Origin of the sequence: Sphaerisporangium rubeum, from assembly GCF_014207705.1 — a bacterium.
GTDB classification, from domain to species: domain Bacteria; phylum Actinomycetota; class Actinomycetes; order Streptosporangiales; family Streptosporangiaceae; genus Sphaerisporangium; species Sphaerisporangium rubeum.
Genome location: NZ_JACHIU010000001.1, coordinates 3,613,326 through 3,632,253, shown reverse-complemented (window position 1 = coordinate 3,632,253; position 18,928 = coordinate 3,613,326). Strand labels below are relative to the sequence as shown.

The following is an 18,928-nucleotide window of genomic DNA, read 5'->3' as shown; positions in this document are numbered from 1 at the left end:
GGGACCTTTCGGATCTCCTCTGCCGACGTCGCCTCGCCGACGGCCGGTTGTCGGCGATACTGCGGACGTGGAATACGTGTCCAGAGTGCCGCGGCCGCCGCTGGACGGGCTCATCGACGACCTTTACTACCTGGAGGGTGCGCCGCCGTATGCCCGGCTGACGCTGCCGCCGATGCCGGCGGCGTTGCTCATCGTCAACCTCGGCGCGCCGTTCCGCATCCGCGCCGGCACCGACCTCGAGACAGCCGAGTACGCCGACGGCTGCGTGATCACTATGCCCACCCGTGCCTTCGAGTTCGGCTATCCACCGGGCACCCGGTCCGTCGGCGTGCACTTCAAGCCGTGGGGGCCGGCCCCGTTCCTGCCGATGCCCGCGGGAGAGCTGTGTGACCGGCCGGTGACGGTGGAGCAGGTCTGGGGTCGGCCCGCCACTGCTGAGCTCCGAGACCGACTTGCCTCGGCGGCCGGACCGCACGAGATGCTGACCCTGCTAGAGGAGGAACTGATGCGACGGCTGGCCGAGACCGCCGGCCTGGGGCTGGTCCGCCATACGAGCAGCGTCATCGCGGCGACCGGCGGGACGGTGGCGATCGGCGACCTGAGCGCGGCAGCCGGTGTCAGCAGCACTCATCTGGCACAGCGGTTCAAGCAGCTCATCGGCGTCACACCGAAGCGGCTGGCCCGCACCTACCGCTTCGCCGCCACCGTGTTGTCGATCGACCCCGCCGGCCCGATCGACTGGGGCGACCTCGCCGGTGCCGCGGGCTACTTCGACCAGGCCCACTTCGGCCACGAGTTCCGAGCGTTCACCGGGCTCACGCCGACCCGGTACATCGAAGTCCGACGGCGGTTCCTGCGCGAGCATCCCGGCCACGCGCTGGACGGCTGGCCCCTGCCGTCCGATTGATTTCCTACAAGAGCGACAGCCGACGGCACGCTAATTTGGGGCACCCCGAAGCAGAGGAGAGCCCCGTGGGCAAGGTGGTCATGTACAGCTCGGTGTCGGTGGACGGTTTCATCGCGGACGAGAACGACCAGCCCGGGCCGCTGTTCGACTGGCTGTCCAGCGGTGACGTCCCGCTGGACGACAGCGGCGCGCTGAAGGTGTCAAAGCCGTCCTACGACTACACCCGGGCCTACTGGGACCAGATCGCCGTCACGATCGTCGGCCGCCACGTCTTCGACCTGACCGACGGCTGGGACGGGAAGCCGCCGAGCGGCATCGACCACGTCGTCGTCGTATCGCACCGGCCGATGCCCGAGAACTGGGACCCCGAAGCGCCGTTCCACTTCGTCGACGGCGTCGAGGCAGCCGTCGCCAAGGCGCAGGAACTCGCGGGTGACCGCATGGTCGAGGTCGCCGCCGGCGACGTCGGCGGCCAGGTGCTCGCCGCGGGCCTGATCGACGAGGTGCGCATGGACGTCGTGCCCGTCGTGTTCGGATCCGGCAAGCGCTACTTCGGGCCGGTCGACGCGCAGCACCTGCTGGAGGATCCTGACGTGGCGATCCAGGGCAACCGGGTACTTCACCTGCGCTACCAGGTGCGCCGTTGATCGATCCGAGCGGGCACGCGAAGAGGTTCACTGCGAACGGTGGCGGCGTGGACCAGCGACCGGAACCGGACGTACGGTCGTGCCTGCCTGGCCGGTGTCCTAAGCGTGTACTGATCCGGCGAGTTCCAGGAGCGCACGACGAAGCCAAGGCGCTGAATCCGACGGTCGCGTGCAGGGCCCGGCCGCATCTACCTGCCGGTTCCACCGGAGCCGACCCCGCCTGGCCATCCGCCGTCGGCGCGTGCGTGCTCTCCGCGTCTGACGAGCAGCCCGGGCACGTGGCCGGATGTGTTCAGTCCAGTGTGGTGATCGGCGTAGTTCGTTTGAACAGTCGCAGAAGCCGGGCCACGGTTTCGCGGTCGCCTTGCATGGTGGCGTCGACGGCCGAGATCCTGCCCGGGGGTCATCTCGTCGCGCTCAGCCGACCAGAAAGAGCTGGCCGACGCCGTGGACGGGTGATGTGTCCGTCTCGCCATCGCCGTCCCTCTGAAAGGTGGTCACCCCTCGCCTGCCGATCGTCCGCGGGGTAAGCTCACGATGATTATTTCATCGTCCGATGAGTTATCTGCGGAAGGATGTGGTGAGACATGCGCAGGACGCCTGCGGCCGTCGGGAGTGCGGTGTTCTTTGCCCTGGCGCCCGGCGGTGTGGCTGGGTTCGGGCCGTGGTGGGTCACCCGCTGGCGGATGGCGAATCTGCCCGAAGGGCTCTCGTGGGCCGCCGTCCCGCTTCGGGTGGTCGGGGTGGTGCTCGTCCTTGCGGGGGGCGCCGTGCTGGTCGACGCCTTCGTCCGCTTCGTGGCCGAGGGGTTCGGTACCCCCGCACCCGTCGCACCTCCCGAGCATCTCGTGGTCGGCGGACTGTACCGGCATGTTCGCAACCCCATGTATGTAGGAGTGCTCGCGGCCATCGTCGGCCAGGCGCTCCTGCTCGCCCGGTCCGAGTTGCTCTGGTACGCCGCCATCGCGTTCGTCGCGGTCTTCTGCTTCGTGCGGCTGTACGAGGAGCCGACCCTGCGCCGGAGCTTCGGCGCCGAGTACGAGGAGTACCGTGCGGCCGTCCCCGGCTGGTGGCCCCGGCTGCGTCCATGGGTCAGGACATCCAGCGGCTGACCGGCCCTCTAAGAGTAAGCTCAGCCTCCCTCTACCGGTAGAGAGCGAGCGAGTGTCCGTTGTCCAGTGCGTATCTCGGATAGCCGCTGGTGGAAGCGGCTGTGGCGGTTCTGGTCGAGGTTGAGCGGCAGTACCAACGACCTGATGAGCTCCGCCTCGAGCGTCCAGGGGCTAGCCACGGCGGCCCAGACGACATAGGCGTGCCGAGCCATCCAATCAGTCAGCCGGGCCTCCCCCTCGTGGCCGAAGGTCATGCGCTTGCCACTGCCCACCCGACGCAGACCGATCCCCAGCTCGTCCGCAAGGAGACAGCCGAGGGTAAGGCGCAGGGTGGAACCCTCCGCATTGCCGCGGTAGTGGTACCGGACCCGGCTGCGGATGGTCTGCCGGCTCGGAGCCCGTCCGTTCGTCGGCGGCGCTTTCGGCGAAATGCCGACGTAGAGCAGCACGGCACCGTGCCACTCATGGCAGCCGTCGAGCGGCACCCCGGGCGGCGGCGACGTGAAGTACCAGGCATAGACACCGGCCGCCGCCGGCATGGGGCAGTCCCGGGCCCGGATCTCCTCGGCACCGTAAAGCCGGTCAGGACGAAGCAGGGCGTCTTCCGGCGTCACAGGCAGCTCCCACCAGTTTTTCCCTCAAGGCCCTGCATTGCCCGATCTCGGGATCATTTGATCACGAATCAGAAGAGTACGCGCAAGGTCCCGCTACGGGATGTACGCAACGATCTTCGTCCTCGCGGAGACCAGTGCTACGAGAGAGTGGGTCGGCGACGGCCTGGTCACAGCTGAGATGATCAACAGGGAGTAGTCGATGTTTCCGGCCAGCGCATCCACGCGCCCCCAGCATGTGGTCGGCGCCCGGGCCGTCTGCTGCTTGGTCAGGGGGCTGGTCCTGGTCCGCCTACGCAAAGGCGAGACATTCGCCGAGGCCGGTGCACGACATCAACGCCGCCAGGATCTAGGGCATCCCGCGCCGCTTACAGACCGCAGGACTGGCCGCCTTGGCGGACAAGGACTACATCGGCGCAGGTGAGCATATACACGTGCCGTACCGCGGCAAGGACAAACCCGCCGGGCGAAAGCAGGCCAACTCCTCCCGCGTCAAGCTACGCGCACCCGGCGAGCGGGCCAACGCACTGCTGAAGACCTGGCGGATCCTCGCAAACTCCGCTGCCGCCCTCACAGCGCAGGTCAGCTCGTCAAAGCCATCCCCGTGCTACAGCTCAAAGAAGCAGGATGAAAAGCGTTCGCGGAAAATTCCAGGCGACCTCGCAAAGCAGAACAAATAACATAAACAACATTCGGAAATCACTAGACCGACGAAGGATCTCGTCCTCGTGCCGTATGTTGACCACATGTCATGACCGGCCCCATCATTCACGTCTCCCCGCGACCGGTGATATCGCCGGTCCGGCCGTTCTCTTCCGCGCACGGCCAGGAGACGAGGGCCGATGCCCATTCATGCGGGAGGTACGGTGGAACCGTCGCCGCTGCGCCGAGCACGCCTCGCGCGCAACTGGACACTGGAGAACCTCGTCGAGGAGATGGATCGGCGTAGCCGAAACGGCCATTCGGGTGTCACACCGAGCATGGTGAGCGGCTGGGAGCGAGGTAGGCACACCACTAGCGTCGGTCACCGCAAAACGCTCTGCGACATCTACCGGTTACCCGCCGACGTTCTCTTCGCGCACCAGGACGAACGGCTCGGACGAGGCGTGCCCCGGCTGCTGGCGGGTCACCTCTGCCTGCGGCAAGCCATCGTGGCCACCGTCGCCGAAGCGCGGGAGTGGCTGGTGGTGATGGGATCGCGGGCACGGGACACGAACTACCTCGGTGCGATCGAGACGGCGCTGGAGCGGCATCCGGCGCTGGTCTGCTACCGGGTACTGTATGGGCCGCCGCACCACCAGATACTCAAGGATCACCTGCTGAGGTTGCTGGAGCTCCGTGATCCCGGCGACCGTAGTCTCGGAGTCAAGACACTGCACCTGGGGATCGTGGAGGACCCGATGGCGCCGGAGCGATTCTTCACCGCATGCGAGCGGCAGGCGGTCGTGCCGATCCCCAGTCTGACATCGCATGAGGCGTTCGACTCCGGCGTGGGGCTGGGCAGAGCGGAAGCCGTGCGGTTGCTGGATCACGGTCGCCAGGCGTACGCGGCCTCCCGGCGCATCGAGACGCGCAAGCACATCGATGGCCTGCCGGTGGTGCGCGGGCCAGGTGAGCGGCCATGAGTGGTGAGCCGGAGATCGCGGCCGCTCTGCACATGGCCGACGAGGACCACGACGCGGTGGTCGCCCTGACCCGTGAACTGGTACGCATCCCCAGCCGCGGCGGTGTCGACTCGTATGAGCCGGTGCTGGAGCACACCATGGCCTGGCTGGCCGCTCACGGCCTACGACCGCGCAAGCTGACCGGGGCCGGGCCGCAAGGGACGACGGTCGCGGTGGTGTGCGAGGTGTCCGGCGTCCATACGGGTCCGCGGTACGTGCTCGATGCCTGCCTGGACACGGCCCCCTACGGCGACGAGGCAGCCTGGACCTACCCGCCGTCCTCCGGCGAGATCACCGATGGGTGGCTACACGGCCGAGGCAGCGCCGACTCCAAAGTAGGCGCGGCGATCTTCGCGCACGTCCTCGCTCGCCTCAACGAGGACCGGCGTGCTCTCCACGGCGGCGTACTGCTCCTGCTGGACGTCGATGAGCACACCGGCGGTTTCGGGGGAGCGAAAGCATACTTCGAGGGCCCTGCCGCACTCGGGCAGGTGGACGGCGTCATGATCGGCTACCCAGGCATCGAGCACGTCGTGGTCGGCGGTCGTGGCGTGCTGCGGGCCAGCGTCCACGTGCACGGAGTGGCCGGCCACTCAGGTGGCAGCAAGGTCACCCCGTCGGCGATCGCCAAGGCCGCCGACCTCGTGACCGTGCTCGGCCGCGCCGAGCTACCCGGCAGTGGCGGCCCGGAATTCCCGCCGGCGGCGAAGCTGACCGTGACGGCGATCAATGGCGGTGAGGGCTTCTCGCTCACCCCTGACCTGTGCACGCTCAACGTGGACATCCGCCTCACCCCCGCGATGGACGATCGTGCCGCGGAAGATCTGCTGCGCGGCTGCGTCGCGACTGTAGACACGGCCTGGCCCGGCACCCGGCCCTCATCCCTGGAGATCACCACCCGCTGGCCGCCGTACCGGCTGGGTGAGGACTCCCAGGTGGGACGCGCGCTGCTCGGGGCCGCCGCGAAGGCCGGGCTGGCTCCCGAGGCCAAAGTGGCCGGACCGTCCAACATCGGGAACTACCTGGCGGGGCTGGGGGTGGAGGCCACGGCCGGGTTCGGTGTCGACTACGTCGGACTGCACGCCACAGATGAGCGGATCCGACTCGGCTCGATTCCACCAGTGCAGGCCACCTACCACCACGCGCTGCTCACCCTGCTCAAACCCCGTGGCAATCACCACTGACCTGCGAGAACACCGGCTTTGCCGACAACCGGACGACAAGCGCACGATAAAGGGCCGCCAGCCGGCGCGCTGGCGGCCCGCACGCTCTCGGGGGATGGTGGTCTGCGCGGAAGCCGATCGGCTTCCGGCGGTCCGGAGAGGGGAGAGTCAGCTCATGGCGACGAACGCGGCAGGCGCTCCGTGGGGGACGCGGCTGGTCACCGACCGGCTCGCCGTCGATCCCGCGTGGTACGCGCGGGTGACGCTGGACCCGTCCACGCAGACAGCACGTTACTTCGACCACGGGGGCCGGCCCATCGAGATGGGCGAGCACGGCACCAACCGGTCCAGGAACACGGCCTCCATGTCGGGTGGCGGGGACGGGAACACCCCGCAGCCGCAGACGACGGACGACAACACCACCGACTACGAGTCCGACTGACCACGATGGCTTCCCTCGTTCTGGTCGTCACCGCGCTGGAGGACGTCACCGCCGACATGGTCATCAATGCGCTGAATCGGCGCGCTGTGCCGGTGGCCCGGATCGATCCGGCCGACATCGGACCTGGCCTGCTGTTCGACGCCTGTCTCGATCCCGCGGCACCGGCATGGCGTGGACGTCTGCGTACGACCAGTCGCGAGGTGGAGCTGGAGGAGGTGGCGGCGGTGTACCACCGTCGCCCCACCCCGTACTCCGCTCGTTTCGCTCACCTCCCGCGGCAACAGTGCGACTTCGCCACCGCCGAGGCCCGGCACGGGCTCGGCGGAGTCCTGAACGACCTGCATGGTGCGAGGTACGTCAACCACCCCGCCGCCGTCACCCGCGCCGACTTCAAGCCCGCGCAACTCCAAGCCGCCGTTCACTCGGGACTGACGATCCCGCCGACCCTGGTCACCAACGATGTCGAAGCCGCGCGTGAGTTCGCCACCCGGCACAGCCGCGTGGTTGACAAGACCTTCCGCGGCCTGCCTCCAGACCAGAGCGGACACGCCGGAGCCATCTGGACGCAACGTGTCGACCCTGGCACTTTCGACGACTCCCTTTCGGTGACCGCGCACCTCTTTCAGGCCGAGGTACCCAAGGTCGCCGACGTGCGGGTGACCGTGGCGGGCCCCCGCCTGTTCGCGCAGCGGATCACCGCACCGGCCGGGACCGTGGACTGGCGCCGCGGCGACTGGAACGAACTCGTCCACACACCCATCGCCGTGCCGGCGTCGGTCGAGGTCGCGCTGCACGGCTACCTGGACGGCTTCGGCCTGGTCTTCGGCTGCTTCGACTTCGCGCTCATCGGCGAAGAAAACGACCCCCGGCACTGGGTATGGCTTGAATGCAACCCGAACGGTCAGTGGGGCTGGTTACCCGGCGCCGATCAGACAGCCGAGACATTCGCCGACGTCCTCAGCGGAGAGGAGCCGGCATCGTGACCACGTACGGCGACGGCGAGAACGACGCGGTGCGCCTGCGCGAGGCGATGGTCGAGGTGCTCGCCGCACAGGGTGCCGTGGACGACCCCGGATGGCGGGCCGCGGCCGGAAAGGCGCCACGGCACCGGTTCGTCCCCGGCTTCTATCTGCCTGCCGACCGCCCTGACGAACAAGGACTGACGCTCTGGGAGCCGGTCACCGCCGAACTGGACCGAAGCCGGTGGCTGAGAGCCGCCTACTCCGACGTCACTTTGATCACACAGTTCGACGGTGACGAACCGGACTGGAAACACCCCGTCACGCGGCATGGTGGCACCCCCACCTCCTCGTCCACCCTGCCGTCCCTCGTCGCACGCATGTGGGCCGACGCCGACGTGCGGCCAGGACACACGACATTGGAGATCGGCACGGGAACGGGCTACTCCACCGCACTGGCCTGCGAACGTCTCGGCTCCACGGACGTGACCTCCATCGAGGTCGACAGCAGACGGCTCGACCAGGCGGCGTCCGCGCTGTACGACTGCGGCTACACCCCCACCCTCGCAGTGGCCGACGGGCTGTACGGCTACTGGCCAGAAGCACCGTTCGACCGGATCGTCGCCGCCTGCTCCTTCCGCACCGTCCCACCCGCGCTGATCGCTCAGACCCGCCCCGGCGGAAAGATCCTGCTCACCCTGAGCGGCTGGCTATACGGCTACGCGCGTGTCCTGCTGACGGTCGCAGCCGACGGCACAGCAGAGGGCCCGTTGCTCGGCGGCACCGTCTCTTTCATGTCCGCCCGCACCCACGCCGCACCACCCTTCGGCAACCCGGCCCACTGGACCACCAGCCTGCCGCGCACCTCCCGCACCGCCACCCATGGCCCAGAACGCATCACCGCCGCCACCCCTGAGGCGTTCCATCTGCGATTCCTCGCACAGTGCGCCGTCCCCGGCGCGCAGATGGTCACGATCGCCGGCGCGGTTCACCTGACCGACGTCCTCACCGGCTCAGCCGCCACCCTCACACCCGTGGACGGCACCTGGCAGGTACGGGAAAGCGGACCGATCAACCTATGGGAGCAGATCGAAACCGTCCTCAGCGCGTATGACTCAGCGGGCTGTCCAGACCTGGAGTCCTTCCACCTGCACATCACCCACGACAAACAGCGCCTTCGGCAGCCACACATGCCGGACCTGTCGTTGCCAGGCGCGTGTTGCTAGATCCCGGCGCCGACCAGCCGTTTCCGCATTCAGCTAGTTCCGCAGATCAGACAGAAGGCCCGGGCAGCGTAAAGCAACTCAATCGCCAAGATCGTCGGTATGTGCGAACGTCTTCATCACCAGGCGGGCCTTGACCTGCCGAAGCATTTCGAACGGGGTCACACGCTTCACCGCCAGACCTGAGCAGGCGTCAGGGATCTCAATGGGCTTGCTGGAGTTCCCTGCCGTTTCGTGGGTGACAACGATGTGTCCGTGAGCCTGTGCGTGCGCGACGAGGTAGTTCTCTTTTTGTCGGCCACGGCGGCGGCACGCACCGTGGCGGCGCGTGGTCGGATGCGGCATGGTTCAGTCGCACCGGGCCTCCTGGTAGACGGCGCGGTGGGAGGTGGGGGGGTCGGGGGGGTTGTGGGGGTCGAGGGTTAGCCAGACGACGCAGCCGGTGGTGTCCTTGAGGAAGCCCCAGCGGTGGGAAAGGTTGCGGACGAGGTGGATGCCACGGCCGGACTCGGTGAGGGGGTCTGGCTGGGGGCGGCAGAGGCAGGGGGAGGTGGGGGCTCCCTGGTCGGCGACTTTGAGGTGGATCACGGCGTCCCAGTCGATCAGGACGGTGGCGTGGAGTTCGGTGGAGGTGGTGTGGAGGACGGCGTTGGTGAGGAGTTCGGAGAGGAGGAGGACGGCGTCGTCGCGGCGGGGGTGGTCGCCGAGGATCTTCCGCAGCCATCGCCTGCCTTCGGCGGCGGAGGTCTCGGCGCCGGGGAAGACGGCTGATTCCTCCCGCCTTCCGGAGGAATAGATACGCATTTGACCGGTTTCCTTCCGTGGGGGATCTCGACCTCCTCAGGGAACCGCTGGGCCGGTGTGTCGCGTGGATATCTCGGTTGACATTCGGCCTGTCTTTTCCGAGCGAACGGGCTTTCCTTTTTCCTACGGTCGGCTACTTTCTGTGTGGACGACATCACTGGAGGTATCCGTGGTCAGGCAGTGCACCCCCTTCGCTCAGGCCTGCGCCGATCGCGGCTGGGAGCGGCCCGCCGTGTTCCTGGCCGCGTTCACCCAGGCCGCGCACCTGATCGGCGAGCAGGTCGCGTTGACCGACCGCCAGTTCCGCCGCTGGTGCCTCGCCGATCCGCCGCGTCCCCGGCCGAGGGCCTGGCGTGTCCTGCACGCCATGTTCGGGTTCAGCCCGGCGGAACTCGGTTTCCCGCCGCCGCCGTATGGTGAAACTACTTCCGGCGTGTTTCTTATATCAGGTGAAACGGAGGAAACGGATGTGAAGCGACGTACATTCGTGACCAGTACGGTCGGCACCGTGGCCGGTGTCGCGTTTGGTTCCTTCACTCCCCCGGAAAACGTGGGAATGCAGCATGTGTCGCAATTGCGGCTGGAGCTGCGCGCCTTGCGGCTGATGGGGGACGCTCACGGCGGGGACGACGTGCGGCCGCTGGCGGCACGGCTCCTCGCGCGGATCCGCCGGGTCATCGAGACCAGCGGCTACCCCGACTCGATCGGCCTCCAGCTCCGGCGGCTGGCTGGTGACGCCGCCAACCGATGCGCGTACGTCCACTTCGACGCCTGCGACCATCAGGCGGCCCGGCAGTACTGGGGTGAGGCGCTCACCATCGGCACCACGCTGGACGACGACCAGATCAAGACCCAGGCGCTCACCATGCTGGCGCTCCAGGCCAACTACATCGATCAACCGCGGCACGCTCTGGACTTCCTCGCCGCGGCGCAGCGGCACGCGCGGTCGCTCAAGTCGCCGGTACTGGACTCGATCATCGCGAGCCGTGAGGCGCACGCGTACGGAACCATGGGAGACCACACCACGGCCCGCGCGCGGCTGGCTCACGCGATGCGACTGATGGACGGCCCCATGCACAACCGTCCCGAATGGACCGCGTTCTACGACCGGGCCGAGCTGGAGTGCTACCAGGCGACAATCGACGCGGCGGCCGGAAACCACAAGGCAGCGGCCTCCTACTACCGCGCCTCCATCGCGCATGTCGGCGCGTCCTATGGCAGGAACCGCGCCGTGCGGCAGTTCAGCCTCGCCAACAACTTGGCGCACGCAGGAGAAGCCGACGAGGCGGCGGCCACGGCCATGACAGGACTCGAACAGCTCCGCGAAGTGTCCTCGGGACGGGTGAGAGTCCGCACGATCGCCGTGCGCGACACTCTGGCCTCGATCGACGCCAAGAGCACCCGGGAGGCCACAGAGGCCTTGACCCGGCACCTCACCTAGCCGGGCCCGCTTGGTCCGCGCCAGGCCGGAGCCGATACCGGCACGGTAACGGCGGATGTAGGCGTCGACGGCTCGCCTCTAAAGTGGTCCGTTCGCCACTCATCCCCCAGGAAGTGTCACATGGCCCGTGCGTACCGTTTAGCTGTCCCAGCGCTGTTCGTCACCGCTGTTTATGCCGTCGTGGTGGTGATCGCCGCCGTTGTCGCGCTGACCACCGGCGACCTCCTCGCTTTGTCGTACCTGACACTGTTCACGCGAGTGGAACAAGGCATCGAGGCGACGTTGGCCAACGTAGGTGCGCTGATCATGGCGGGTGCGCTGTGGGCCTGGGCACTGTGGCAGGTTCTGCGTGGGCCGGCGACAGGGCCGTCCGCAGAACTCGACCGGGCCGCACGTCGGCTGCGTGCGGCATTGTACGTCGCGACGGCGACCGTGCTGCTCACCTCGTTCGTGCCGTCCTGGCCCTGGTGGACGACGGTGCCCCACGACCTGGCGAGCTGCGCGGTCATGGTGCTGTTCCGGCCGGTGCTGGGTCGCGAACTGGGGCCTGCTCATCAGGCGTGGATCGGGGATGTGCTGGCGATCGGAGGCTACGGTGGCGCCGCTGTCATGGACATCCTGGACGCCTTCGGTCTGCGAGTCCCTCTCGAGGTGTCGTGGATCTTCGCGCTGGCGGGCCTGATCTGGCTGGTGCTGGTCCTGCGAGCGCAGTGGCACGATAACCGCTGGCAGCGGGCCACCGTCCTGTACGGCATCGCGGCGCTGGTGGTGCCGATGGTGCTGGTGCTGATCTATCCGCTGCTCGCGATCGCGGCGAAGGTCTACATCGACGCCACAGCGGCCACCGCAGCTTTGATGTTCATCTGGCTGGCCCGCTCGGCCCACGAGCTCACCAGCCCTGCCGCTCCTCGCACATCGACCGGAATGTCGAGGAGTTCGATTGAATCGGGTGATGTGCCTGAAGTGTCGCAGTAGCATCGCGGGATGCTTATGCGTCGTGTCGCCGTTGTGGTGGTCATGGGTCTGGCGGGTGTGCTGGTGCCGGTGGGGGCTCAGGGGGCCGTTGCGGCGGGGCCGGGGAATCCTGCGGGGCGGGTCACGGTGCCGGCGGACGGTCGGGCTGTGGATTCGTCTCGGCCGGATCGGGTGGTGGGGAACGGGACCGCGGCGAGTTGTACGTCGGCGGCTGTGGTGGCGGCGGTGGCGAAGGGTGGGGTGATCCGGTTCTCTTGTGGGGTTCGGCCGGTGACGATCGTGATGAAGGCGACGGCGAAGGTGCGGAACACCAGTAAGAGGGTGGTGCTGGACGGTGGGGGGAAGGTGACGTTGAGCGGTGAGGGTAAGCGGCGGATTCTTTATATGAACACGTGCGACAAGGCGCAGGTGTGGACGACCTCTCACTGTGACGATCAGCAGTGGCCGCAGCTCACGGTGCAGAACATGCGGTTCGCGGACGGGAACGCGACCGGGGAGCGGGCCGAGGGTGGCGGGGGTGGGGCCATCTTCGTGCGCGGGGGTCGGGTGAAGGTGGTGAACTCGGCTTTTGTTCGAAATCGATGTGACGCCACTGGGCCTGATGTGGGTGGGGCTGCGGTTCGGGTGCTCGATCAGTGGAGGGATCTGCCGGTTTATGTGGTGAAGAGTACGTTCGGGGGGGCTGCGGGGCTCGGTGGGGTGTGTTCGAACGGGGGTGCGTTGAGCAGCATCGGGGTGTCGTGGGTGGTGTTGAACAGTGTGTTCACGCACAACAAGGCGGTCGGACGGGGGGCCAATCCGGCGCGGGGTGGTACGCCTGGTGGGGGTAGTGGCGGTGCGATCTACACCGATGGGAACCGGTTCACGGTGCGGATCGCGGGGTCTGTGGTGTCGGACAACACGGCACGGGAGGGTGGCGGGGCCGTCTTCTTCGTGAGCAACGACCGTACGGGGACGTTGCGGATCGAGCAGTCGACGTTCCGGCGCAACCGCAGCGCCGGGTTCGAGACGAAGGGGTTCCCCGGCATCTTCTTCCTCGGTGCGGGACGGCCGCAGGTGGTGTCCTCTTCACTGAGGTGACGGGACGGGCCTTGGCGTACCGGGCCGGGGTCTGAGGTCATCGGCCAGGTTCTGAAAGTGACCGGCCGGGTTTCTGATGTGGTCGGCCGGGTTTCTGATGTGGTCGGTCGGGGTCCGAGAAGGCCGGAGGTGCCGCCTCCATCAACCGCTTCGGCTCCGGGGGAACGACTCACACAGCGCGAGGACCTGGACGCCGAGCATTCCGCTTTGAGGTGGACGGTCGGGTCTTTGGTGAGTGGTCACGTTCTGGGGGCTCCGGCGTCGCGGTGGATGCGGACAAAGAGGATGATGCGGTGTATTCGTTTGCTTGTCGCGAGGCTTGCCGGCGGTCGGGGACGGTGTCGGGGAGAGCCGGCGGCGGGTCTGCACGCGGTGGGAGAGGGTGGGGATGGACGACACGACGTTCTGGGATGACGCGGACCGGTTGCTGATCCGGTACGGAGGAGCGTTCACGCCGCGGGTCATCGAGCGGGCCGCTGGTGCGTATGTCTTCGATCGGCAGGGTCGAGCGATTCTCGACTTCACGTCGGGGCAGATGAGTGCGATTCTCGGGCACGCGCATCCGGAGATCGTGGCGACGGTGTCGGCCGCGGTCGCTTCGCTGGATCATCTGTTCAGCGGCATGCTCAGTGAGCCGGTGGTGGAGCTCGCGCGCAGGCTCACGGCGACTCTGCCTTCCGAGCTCGGCAAGATGGTGCTGCTGACCACGGGAGCGGAGGCGAACGAGGCGGCGATCAAGATGGCGAAGCTCGCCACGGGTCGCTTCGAGATCGTGTCGTTCGACCGGTCCTGGCACGGCATGACGCAGGGGGCCGCGGCGGCGACGTTCTCCGCCGGACGGCGTGGCTACGGGCCTCCGATGCCGGGGAACCTCGCGTTGCCGGCGCCGAACGCCTACCGGTCGCCGTTCCGGAACCCCGACGGGTCGTACGACTGGGAGGCCGAGCTCGGGTACGGCTTCGATCTGGTCGATCGGCAGTCTTCGGGGAGTCTCGCGGCCTGTCTGATCGAGCCGATTCTGTCGTCAGGCGGGATCATCGATCTGCCTGACGGGTATCTGCGCCGCCTCAAGGAGATGTGTGAGGAACGCGGCATGCTGCTCATCCTGGACGAGGCGCAGACCGCGCTCGGCCGTACCGGGATGATGTACGCGTTCGAGCGAGACGGGGTCACACCGGACATTCTGACGTTGTCGAAGACGCTGGGGGCCGGGCTGCCGGTGGCGGCGGTCGTCACGAGTGCCGGGATCGAGCAGGTCTGTCACGAACGGGGTTTCCTCTTCTACACGACCCATGTCTCCGATCCCTTGGCGGCCTCCGTCGCGCTGACGGTGCTCGACGTCATCGAACGCGAGAAGCTGGTGCGGCGTGCCGCGACGCTCGGCGCCGGGCTCACCGAGCGGCTGGCGGCGCTTCGCGACGAGTACGAGGTGGTGGGGGACGTGCGGGGCCGCGGGCTGTTGCAGGGGGTCGAGCTGGTGGAGGACAAGAAGAGCAAAGCGCCGGCGGACGCGCTCGGTAAGGCGGTCACGTCGGCCTGCCTCGAACGCGGACTGCACATGAACATCGTCCAGTTGCCGGGGATGGGGGGCATCTTCCGGATCGCGCCGCCGCTCACCATCAGCGAGGACGAGCTGAACAGCGGCGTGGACATCCTGGAGGCGGCCATCAAGGCGGTGCTTCCGCAGCGGCCGTGAGCCGTGCGGCGGGATCCGGCCCGAGCGTTCGTTCCGAGGTGAACGGCCGGTTCTGTCGGTGCGGGAGGCTACGGTCGCGGGTGTGAGTACGGTCGAGTCTCCCGTCACCGCCGCCGATGTGCGGCGCGTGGCCATGTCGTTGCCGCGCACCGTCGAGCGGCTGGTGCGTGATCGCGTCAAGTTCAATGTGGGACGCATCGTGTACTGCACGTTGTCCCGTGACGAGACGCTCATGGGGTGCGGGTTCCCCAAGGAGGAGCGCGAAGCGGCGGTCGCGGCCGAGCCGGACAAGTTCCTGCTGCCGAAGGGTGGCGACATGCGGTACCACTGGATCGTGGTTCGCCTGTCGGCTCTCGGCGAGGACGAGTTACGTGAGCTCGTCACCGACGCGTGGCGCATGGCGGCGCCGAAGCGCGTGCGGGCCGCGTACGACCAGGAGCACGCCGAGGCGTGACGGGGCCCGGTGACATCCCGAGGTGACGAGCGTGTCAGTGATGTCGCCGCGGTGATGGCCCCCGGCGGGGCATCCGCACGGTTCGCCGGCGCTGTTCTCCCCTGTGGCATCGCCGTAGCCGCACCTAGGCGGATATGAAGAGGCGACCGGCCCGCGGACCTGCTTCGATGGGGCCATGGAACATTCCCGCCTTCTGCGTCACCTAGAGGACGAGTTCACCTTGCTGCGGGCCGCCATCGGCGCGGCCGACCTCGCCTCCCGGGTGCCGTCGTGCCCTGAGTGGACCGCGGCCGACCTGGCGCAGCATGTCGCGTACGTCTATCTGCACAAGGCCGAGTGCATCCGGCTCGGCGCGTTCCCCGACCCGTGGCCGCCGGAGACGGTCCACCCGGGGTCGGTGGCTCTCCTCGACGAGATGTACGGCGCGCTGACGGAGCAGTTCGCCGCGCATTCCCCTGAGGACCACGCGGCCACCTGGCACGAACCCGACCAGACGGTGGGTTTCTGGATCCGGCGGATGACGCAGGAGACCGTCGTCCACCGGGTGGACGCCGAGCTGGCGGCCGGTGTCGCCGTCTCCCCCGTCTCCGCCGACCTGGCCTTCGACGGCGTCGAGGAGATGCTGACCCTGTTCATGGGGTACGGCAGCACCGTCTGGCGCGACGACTACGGCACCCTGCTCGACTCCCCCGACGAGCGTCCCGTCATCGTGTCCACCGGCCACCACGCCTGGTCCGTGGCCCCCACCCCCAAAGGCGTCGAGGTGCGCGAGGCCCGCTCCGGTTTCGACGGTGACGCGCTGGTCAGCGGGGACGCCGAGCCGCTGCTGCTGTGGCTGTGGAACCGCGGCGGCGGCGATGCGGTCCGCACCGCCGGGGACCCGGCGCTGCTGGCGCAGTTCCAGGCGCTGCGGGTGGCCGCCACGCAGTGATCACAGGGACTCGTACAGCGTGATGTGACGTTCGGCGGCGGCTCGCCAGGTGTGGCGGGTCGCCAGGTCGTGGCCGGCGGTACGGCGGGGTGGGTCGGGGGTGGTCATGGCCGTGTGCATGGCGTCGGCGAAGTCGCGGGGGGTCGTGGCGAAGTGCGCGGCGGGGGTGAAGACCTCACGGAAGACGGCGAGGTCGCGGGTGACCAGGGGGACGCCTGCCGCCAGGGCCTCCATGGCGGCGAGGCCGAAGCCTTCCTTGAGGGACGGGAAGGCGAAGACGGCGGCGGAGGCGACGAGGCCGGGGAGGTCGTCGTGGCCGACGCGGCCGAGGACGACGGGGTCGAGGCCGAGTGCGGCGGCGCGGTCGTCCCAGGTGGCGCGGTAGTCGCGGTAGTCGAACAGGGTCTCGCCGCCGGCGATGACGAGGCGCAGGTCAGGGTCGGCACCGGTGAGCAGCGCGTAGGCCTCCAGGAGGTCCATGGAGCCTTTGCGGGGTTCGATGCCGCCGACGGTGAGGACGTACCGGCCGAAGCGCGCACGCCAGCGGGGGTCGGGGTGGCGGGCCGCTTCGGCGAAGCGCTCGGCCTCGACGCCGTTGGGGATGACGGTGGCGGCGATGTCCCAGCCGGCGGCCAGTTCACGGGCCACGGCGGTGGAGACGCAGATGTGGGTGTGCGGCCGGGAGATGGCGCGTTCGTGGCAGGCGACCAGTTCGGGGGTGGTGAAGTGGTCGATGTGGTGGACGGTGCGCACGCAGTCGTCGGCGGCGTTGGCGGTGATGCAGTCCTGCGCGTGCACGACGTCGTAGCCGTCGGGACGGAACGCGGCGCGCATGGCGGCGATGGAGCGCAGCACGCGGTCGCCGACGCTTTCGCCGGGGATGTCGCGGAACGGCACGATGACCTGCCGTACGGCCGGGTCGACGGCGCGGAAGAAGCCGCCGTCGCCGCCGCGGGCCAGCGTCCAGACCGTCACGTCCTGTCCGGCGGCGGCCAGGGCCTCGGCGAGGCTGAGGGTGTGCACGACGCCGCCGCGCGGCTTGGTCGAGTACGTCAGCAGCGCGATCCTCACCGGTGGCCCCCTGGACGCGGCTCGCTCGGGTTGGTGGAGTACGTCAGCGGCGCGATCCTCACCGGTAGCTCCCCGGTCGTAGTTCGCTCAGGTGGTCGAGGACGCGGCGGGCTCTGGCGATCTCCTCCTTGACGTCCAGTTCGGCGACCGCCAGGCCCGCTTTGGACCAGGTACGTGCGAGGATCTCGCCGCCGGGGCCGACGACCTTGGCCTGGCCGAGGAAACGCATGCCTCCCATGGCGCCGGTCTGGTTGGAGGAGGCGAGGACGACCTGGTTCTCGGCGGCGCGGGCCTGGTCGTACAGGTCGAACAGGCGGGACTGGCGGTCCTGGGTCATGCGGGGTGCGCGGTTGGTGATGCTGGTGGGCCACGCCGACAGGCACGCGAGGATCTCGGCGCCGTCGAGGGCCAGGGAGCGTGCCGACTCGGGGAAGGTCTTGTCGTAGTCGATGAGCATGCCGACACGGCCGACAGGGGTGTCGAAGGCGTCGAAGCGGTCGCCTGGCGCGTAGGCGGTGATCTCTCCTGCGGGGAGGTGGACCTTGCGGTGGCGGCCGAGTACGCCGTCGCCGGTGAGGCAGACCGCGGCGTTGTAGCGGTCCTGGCCTGCGGCTTCGCAGTAGCCGGCGCAGACGACCATTTCTCCTGCCAGGCCTGCCAGCCGTTTGAAGATCGGGTCGGCGGGGTCGAGGGCCGGGGGGAGCGCGTCGGGGTCGGGGTGGCGGAGGTCGGCCAGGTAGCCGCCGAGGGTGGCGTCGGGGAGGACGAGGAGTGCGGCGCCTTCGGCTCGCGCGTCGGCGATGAGTTTCGCGATTCTTTGAAGGTCGAACTCCAGGTCCCGGCCGAAGTGCGCGGACGCCGCCGCTATGCGGACCACCGGGTCAGGCTCCTGGTGCCGGGGTCACCGCCGGGAAGGCAGTCATCACGGATATGTCGGTGGAGTGGTAGGCAGAGGGACGGCGGTCGCGTAGGTGGCCCATGGAGCGGCGGGCCGTGGCGAGGGTTCGCGGCACGTCCAGTTCGGCTGTCGCCATGCCTTGGGTCACCCCGGTACGGGACAGGATCTCGCCGCCTGGGCCGACGATCTTGGCGCTGCCGACGAAGCGGAGGGTGCCGAAGGTGCCGGACTGGTTGGCCGAGAGCCAGACGACCTGGTTCTCCAGGGCCCGGGTCTGGTCGAACAGGTCGAAACGCCGGGTCCAGCGGTCGTCGGCCAGGTCGGGGGCCGGGTCGGTGCGGCTCGCGGGCCACGCCGAGGAACAGACCACTATCTCGGCGCCGTCCAGGGCCAGGGTGCGTGCCGACTCGGGGAACGCCTTGTCGTAGCAGATCATCATGCCGAGCCTGCCGACCGGCGTGTCGAACGCCGCGAAGCCGTCACCGGCCGCGAACAGCGCGTCCTCACTGAGGGGTTGGTGCACTTTTCTGTGCAGGCCGAGTGTCCCGTCGCCGGTCACGCAGACCACGCTGTTGTACCGCCGGTCGCCTGCCGCCTCGCAGAACCCCGCGCACACCACCATGTCTTTCGCGATCGCCGCGAGCCGCCGTATCTCCGGCCCGTCCGGGTCGAGCGCCGGTGGTACGTCGGAAGGGTCGCCGTCCATGCTGTGCAGGTAGCCGCCGATGCATGCCTCCGGCAGCGCCAGCAGTCGTACCCCGTCGGCCCTTGCGGCCTCCACCAGTTGTTCTATGCGTGCGAAACACCTCTCGACGTCCCGGTCGAACGGCGCCGCCACAGCGGCCATGCG

21 protein-coding genes are annotated in these 18,928 nt (G+C 68.5%); 15 read left to right on the top strand and 6 right to left on the bottom strand.

Translation table 11 applies throughout. The features are described from left to right. Positions 1–67: 67 nt before the first annotated feature. The 3 genes from BJ992_RS34295 (at position 68) to BJ992_RS15700 (ending at position 2,666) form a co-directional block, all read left to right on the top strand. Entirely contained in the window at positions 68–907 is an 840-nt protein-coding gene (locus BJ992_RS34295; protein ID WP_221474831.1) for an AraC family transcriptional regulator, read from the top strand. A 65-nt stretch (positions 908–972) separates the two neighbouring features. Continuing rightward, positions 973–1,554, top strand: a complete 582-nt coding sequence (locus BJ992_RS15705) for a dihydrofolate reductase family protein (RefSeq protein ID WP_184981673.1) — start codon at positions 973–975, stop codon at positions 1,552–1,554. A 686-nt stretch (positions 1,555–2,240) separates the two neighbouring features. Beyond that, positions 2,241–2,666 (top strand): methyltransferase family protein, encoded by a 426-nt coding sequence (locus BJ992_RS15700; protein ID WP_246496659.1) that lies wholly within the window; start codon positions 2,241–2,243, stop codon positions 2,664–2,666. 20 nt (positions 2,667–2,686) lie between these two features. Here the strand turns inward: BJ992_RS15700 and BJ992_RS15695 are convergent, their stop codons facing one another. Then, complete coding sequence (locus BJ992_RS15695) at positions 2,687–3,280, bottom strand: GIY-YIG nuclease family protein (protein WP_184981669.1); 594 nt, start codon at positions 3,278–3,280, stop codon at positions 2,687–2,689. Positions 3,281–3,669: 389 nt separating this feature from the next. Between BJ992_RS15695 and BJ992_RS15690 the strand changes: the two genes are divergently transcribed. The 6 genes from BJ992_RS15690 (at position 3,670) to tgmC (ending at position 8,731) form a co-directional block, all read left to right on the top strand. Next, complete coding sequence (locus tag BJ992_RS15690) at positions 3,670–3,957, top strand: hypothetical protein (protein ID WP_184981667.1); 288 nt, start codon at positions 3,670–3,672, stop codon at positions 3,955–3,957. A 186-nt stretch (positions 3,958–4,143) separates the two neighbouring features. Further along, complete coding sequence (locus tag BJ992_RS15685) at positions 4,144–4,902, top strand: helix-turn-helix domain-containing protein (protein ID WP_246496657.1); 759 nt, start codon at positions 4,144–4,146, stop codon at positions 4,900–4,902. After that, positions 4,899–6,125 (top strand): M20 family metallopeptidase, encoded by a 1,227-nt coding sequence (locus BJ992_RS15680; RefSeq protein ID WP_184981663.1) that lies wholly within the window; start codon positions 4,899–4,901, stop codon positions 6,123–6,125. The genes BJ992_RS15685 and BJ992_RS15680 overlap by 4 nt, the downstream gene beginning before the upstream one ends. 154 nt (positions 6,126–6,279) lie before the next feature. Then, positions 6,280–6,546 carry a putative ATP-grasp-modified RiPP gene (locus tag BJ992_RS15675; RefSeq protein ID WP_184981661.1) on the top strand — a complete coding sequence of 89 codons (267 nt, stop codon included), beginning with the start codon at positions 6,280–6,282 and terminating at the stop codon, positions 6,544–6,546. A 5-nt stretch (positions 6,547–6,551) separates the two neighbouring features. Continuing rightward, on the top strand, positions 6,552–7,529 hold the full coding sequence (tgmB, locus tag BJ992_RS15670; RefSeq protein WP_184981659.1) for an ATP-grasp ribosomal peptide maturase: 978 nt from the start codon (positions 6,552–6,554) through the stop codon (positions 7,527–7,529). Further along, positions 7,526–8,731, top strand: a complete 1,206-nt coding sequence (gene tgmC, locus BJ992_RS15665) for an ATP-grasp peptide maturase system methyltransferase (RefSeq protein WP_184981657.1) — start codon at positions 7,526–7,528, stop codon at positions 8,729–8,731. Before tgmB ends, tgmC begins: the two co-directional genes overlap by 4 nt. A gap of 78 nt (positions 8,732–8,809) precedes the next feature. Here the strand turns inward: tgmC and BJ992_RS15660 are convergent, their stop codons facing one another. Further along, positions 8,810–9,073 (bottom strand): DUF4411 family protein, encoded by a 264-nt coding sequence (locus BJ992_RS15660; RefSeq protein ID WP_184981655.1) that lies wholly within the window; start codon positions 9,071–9,073, stop codon positions 8,810–8,812. Between the two features lie 3 nt (positions 9,074–9,076). Beyond that, positions 9,077–9,532 (bottom strand): ATP-binding protein, encoded by a 456-nt coding sequence (locus BJ992_RS15655; protein ID WP_184981653.1) that lies wholly within the window; start codon positions 9,530–9,532, stop codon positions 9,077–9,079. A gap of 169 nt (positions 9,533–9,701) precedes the next feature. Between BJ992_RS15655 and BJ992_RS15650 the strand changes: the two genes are divergently transcribed. The 6 genes from BJ992_RS15650 (at position 9,702) to BJ992_RS15625 (ending at position 16,109) form a co-directional block, all read left to right on the top strand. Then, a complete protein-coding gene (locus BJ992_RS15650; protein ID WP_184981651.1) occupies positions 9,702–10,973 on the top strand; it encodes an NsdA family TPR-like regulatory protein in 1,272 nt (423 codons plus the stop codon). 120 nt (positions 10,974–11,093) lie between these two features. Further along, complete coding sequence (locus tag BJ992_RS15645) at positions 11,094–11,948, top strand: hypothetical protein (protein ID WP_184981649.1); 855 nt, start codon at positions 11,094–11,096, stop codon at positions 11,946–11,948. Positions 11,949–12,218: 270 nt separating this feature from the next. Beyond that, complete coding sequence (locus BJ992_RS15640) at positions 12,219–13,028, top strand: hypothetical protein (RefSeq protein ID WP_221474828.1); 810 nt, start codon at positions 12,219–12,221, stop codon at positions 13,026–13,028. Positions 13,029–13,416: 388 nt separating this feature from the next. Continuing rightward, positions 13,417–14,724 carry an aspartate aminotransferase family protein gene (locus tag BJ992_RS15635; RefSeq protein WP_184981645.1) on the top strand — a complete coding sequence of 436 codons (1,308 nt, stop codon included), beginning with the start codon at positions 13,417–13,419 and terminating at the stop codon, positions 14,722–14,724. 82 nt (positions 14,725–14,806) lie between these two features. After that, positions 14,807–15,178 carry an MmcQ/YjbR family DNA-binding protein gene (locus BJ992_RS15630; RefSeq protein ID WP_343072680.1) on the top strand — a complete coding sequence of 124 codons (372 nt, stop codon included), beginning with the start codon at positions 14,807–14,809 and terminating at the stop codon, positions 15,176–15,178. 175 nt (positions 15,179–15,353) lie between these two features. Then, positions 15,354–16,109 (top strand): maleylpyruvate isomerase family mycothiol-dependent enzyme, encoded by a 756-nt coding sequence (locus BJ992_RS15625; protein WP_184981643.1) that lies wholly within the window; start codon positions 15,354–15,356, stop codon positions 16,107–16,109. Here the strand turns inward: BJ992_RS15625 and BJ992_RS15620 are convergent, their stop codons facing one another. Genes BJ992_RS15620 through BJ992_RS15610 form a run of 3 tightly spaced genes read right to left on the bottom strand, consistent with a single transcriptional unit; the run spans position 16,110 to position 18,925 of the window. Further along, positions 16,110–17,180 (bottom strand): MSMEG_0565 family glycosyltransferase, encoded by a 1,071-nt coding sequence (locus tag BJ992_RS15620; RefSeq protein WP_184981641.1) that lies wholly within the window; start codon positions 17,178–17,180, stop codon positions 16,110–16,112. A gap of 58 nt (positions 17,181–17,238) precedes the next feature. After that, entirely contained in the window at positions 17,239–18,057 is an 819-nt protein-coding gene (locus BJ992_RS15615) for a carbon-nitrogen hydrolase family protein (protein ID WP_221474827.1), read from the bottom strand. A 4-nt stretch (positions 18,058–18,061) separates the two neighbouring features. After that, positions 18,062–18,925 carry a carbon-nitrogen hydrolase family protein gene (locus BJ992_RS15610; protein ID WP_184981639.1) on the bottom strand — a complete coding sequence of 288 codons (864 nt, stop codon included), beginning with the start codon at positions 18,923–18,925 and terminating at the stop codon, positions 18,062–18,064. Positions 18,926–18,928: the final 3 nt, after the last annotated feature.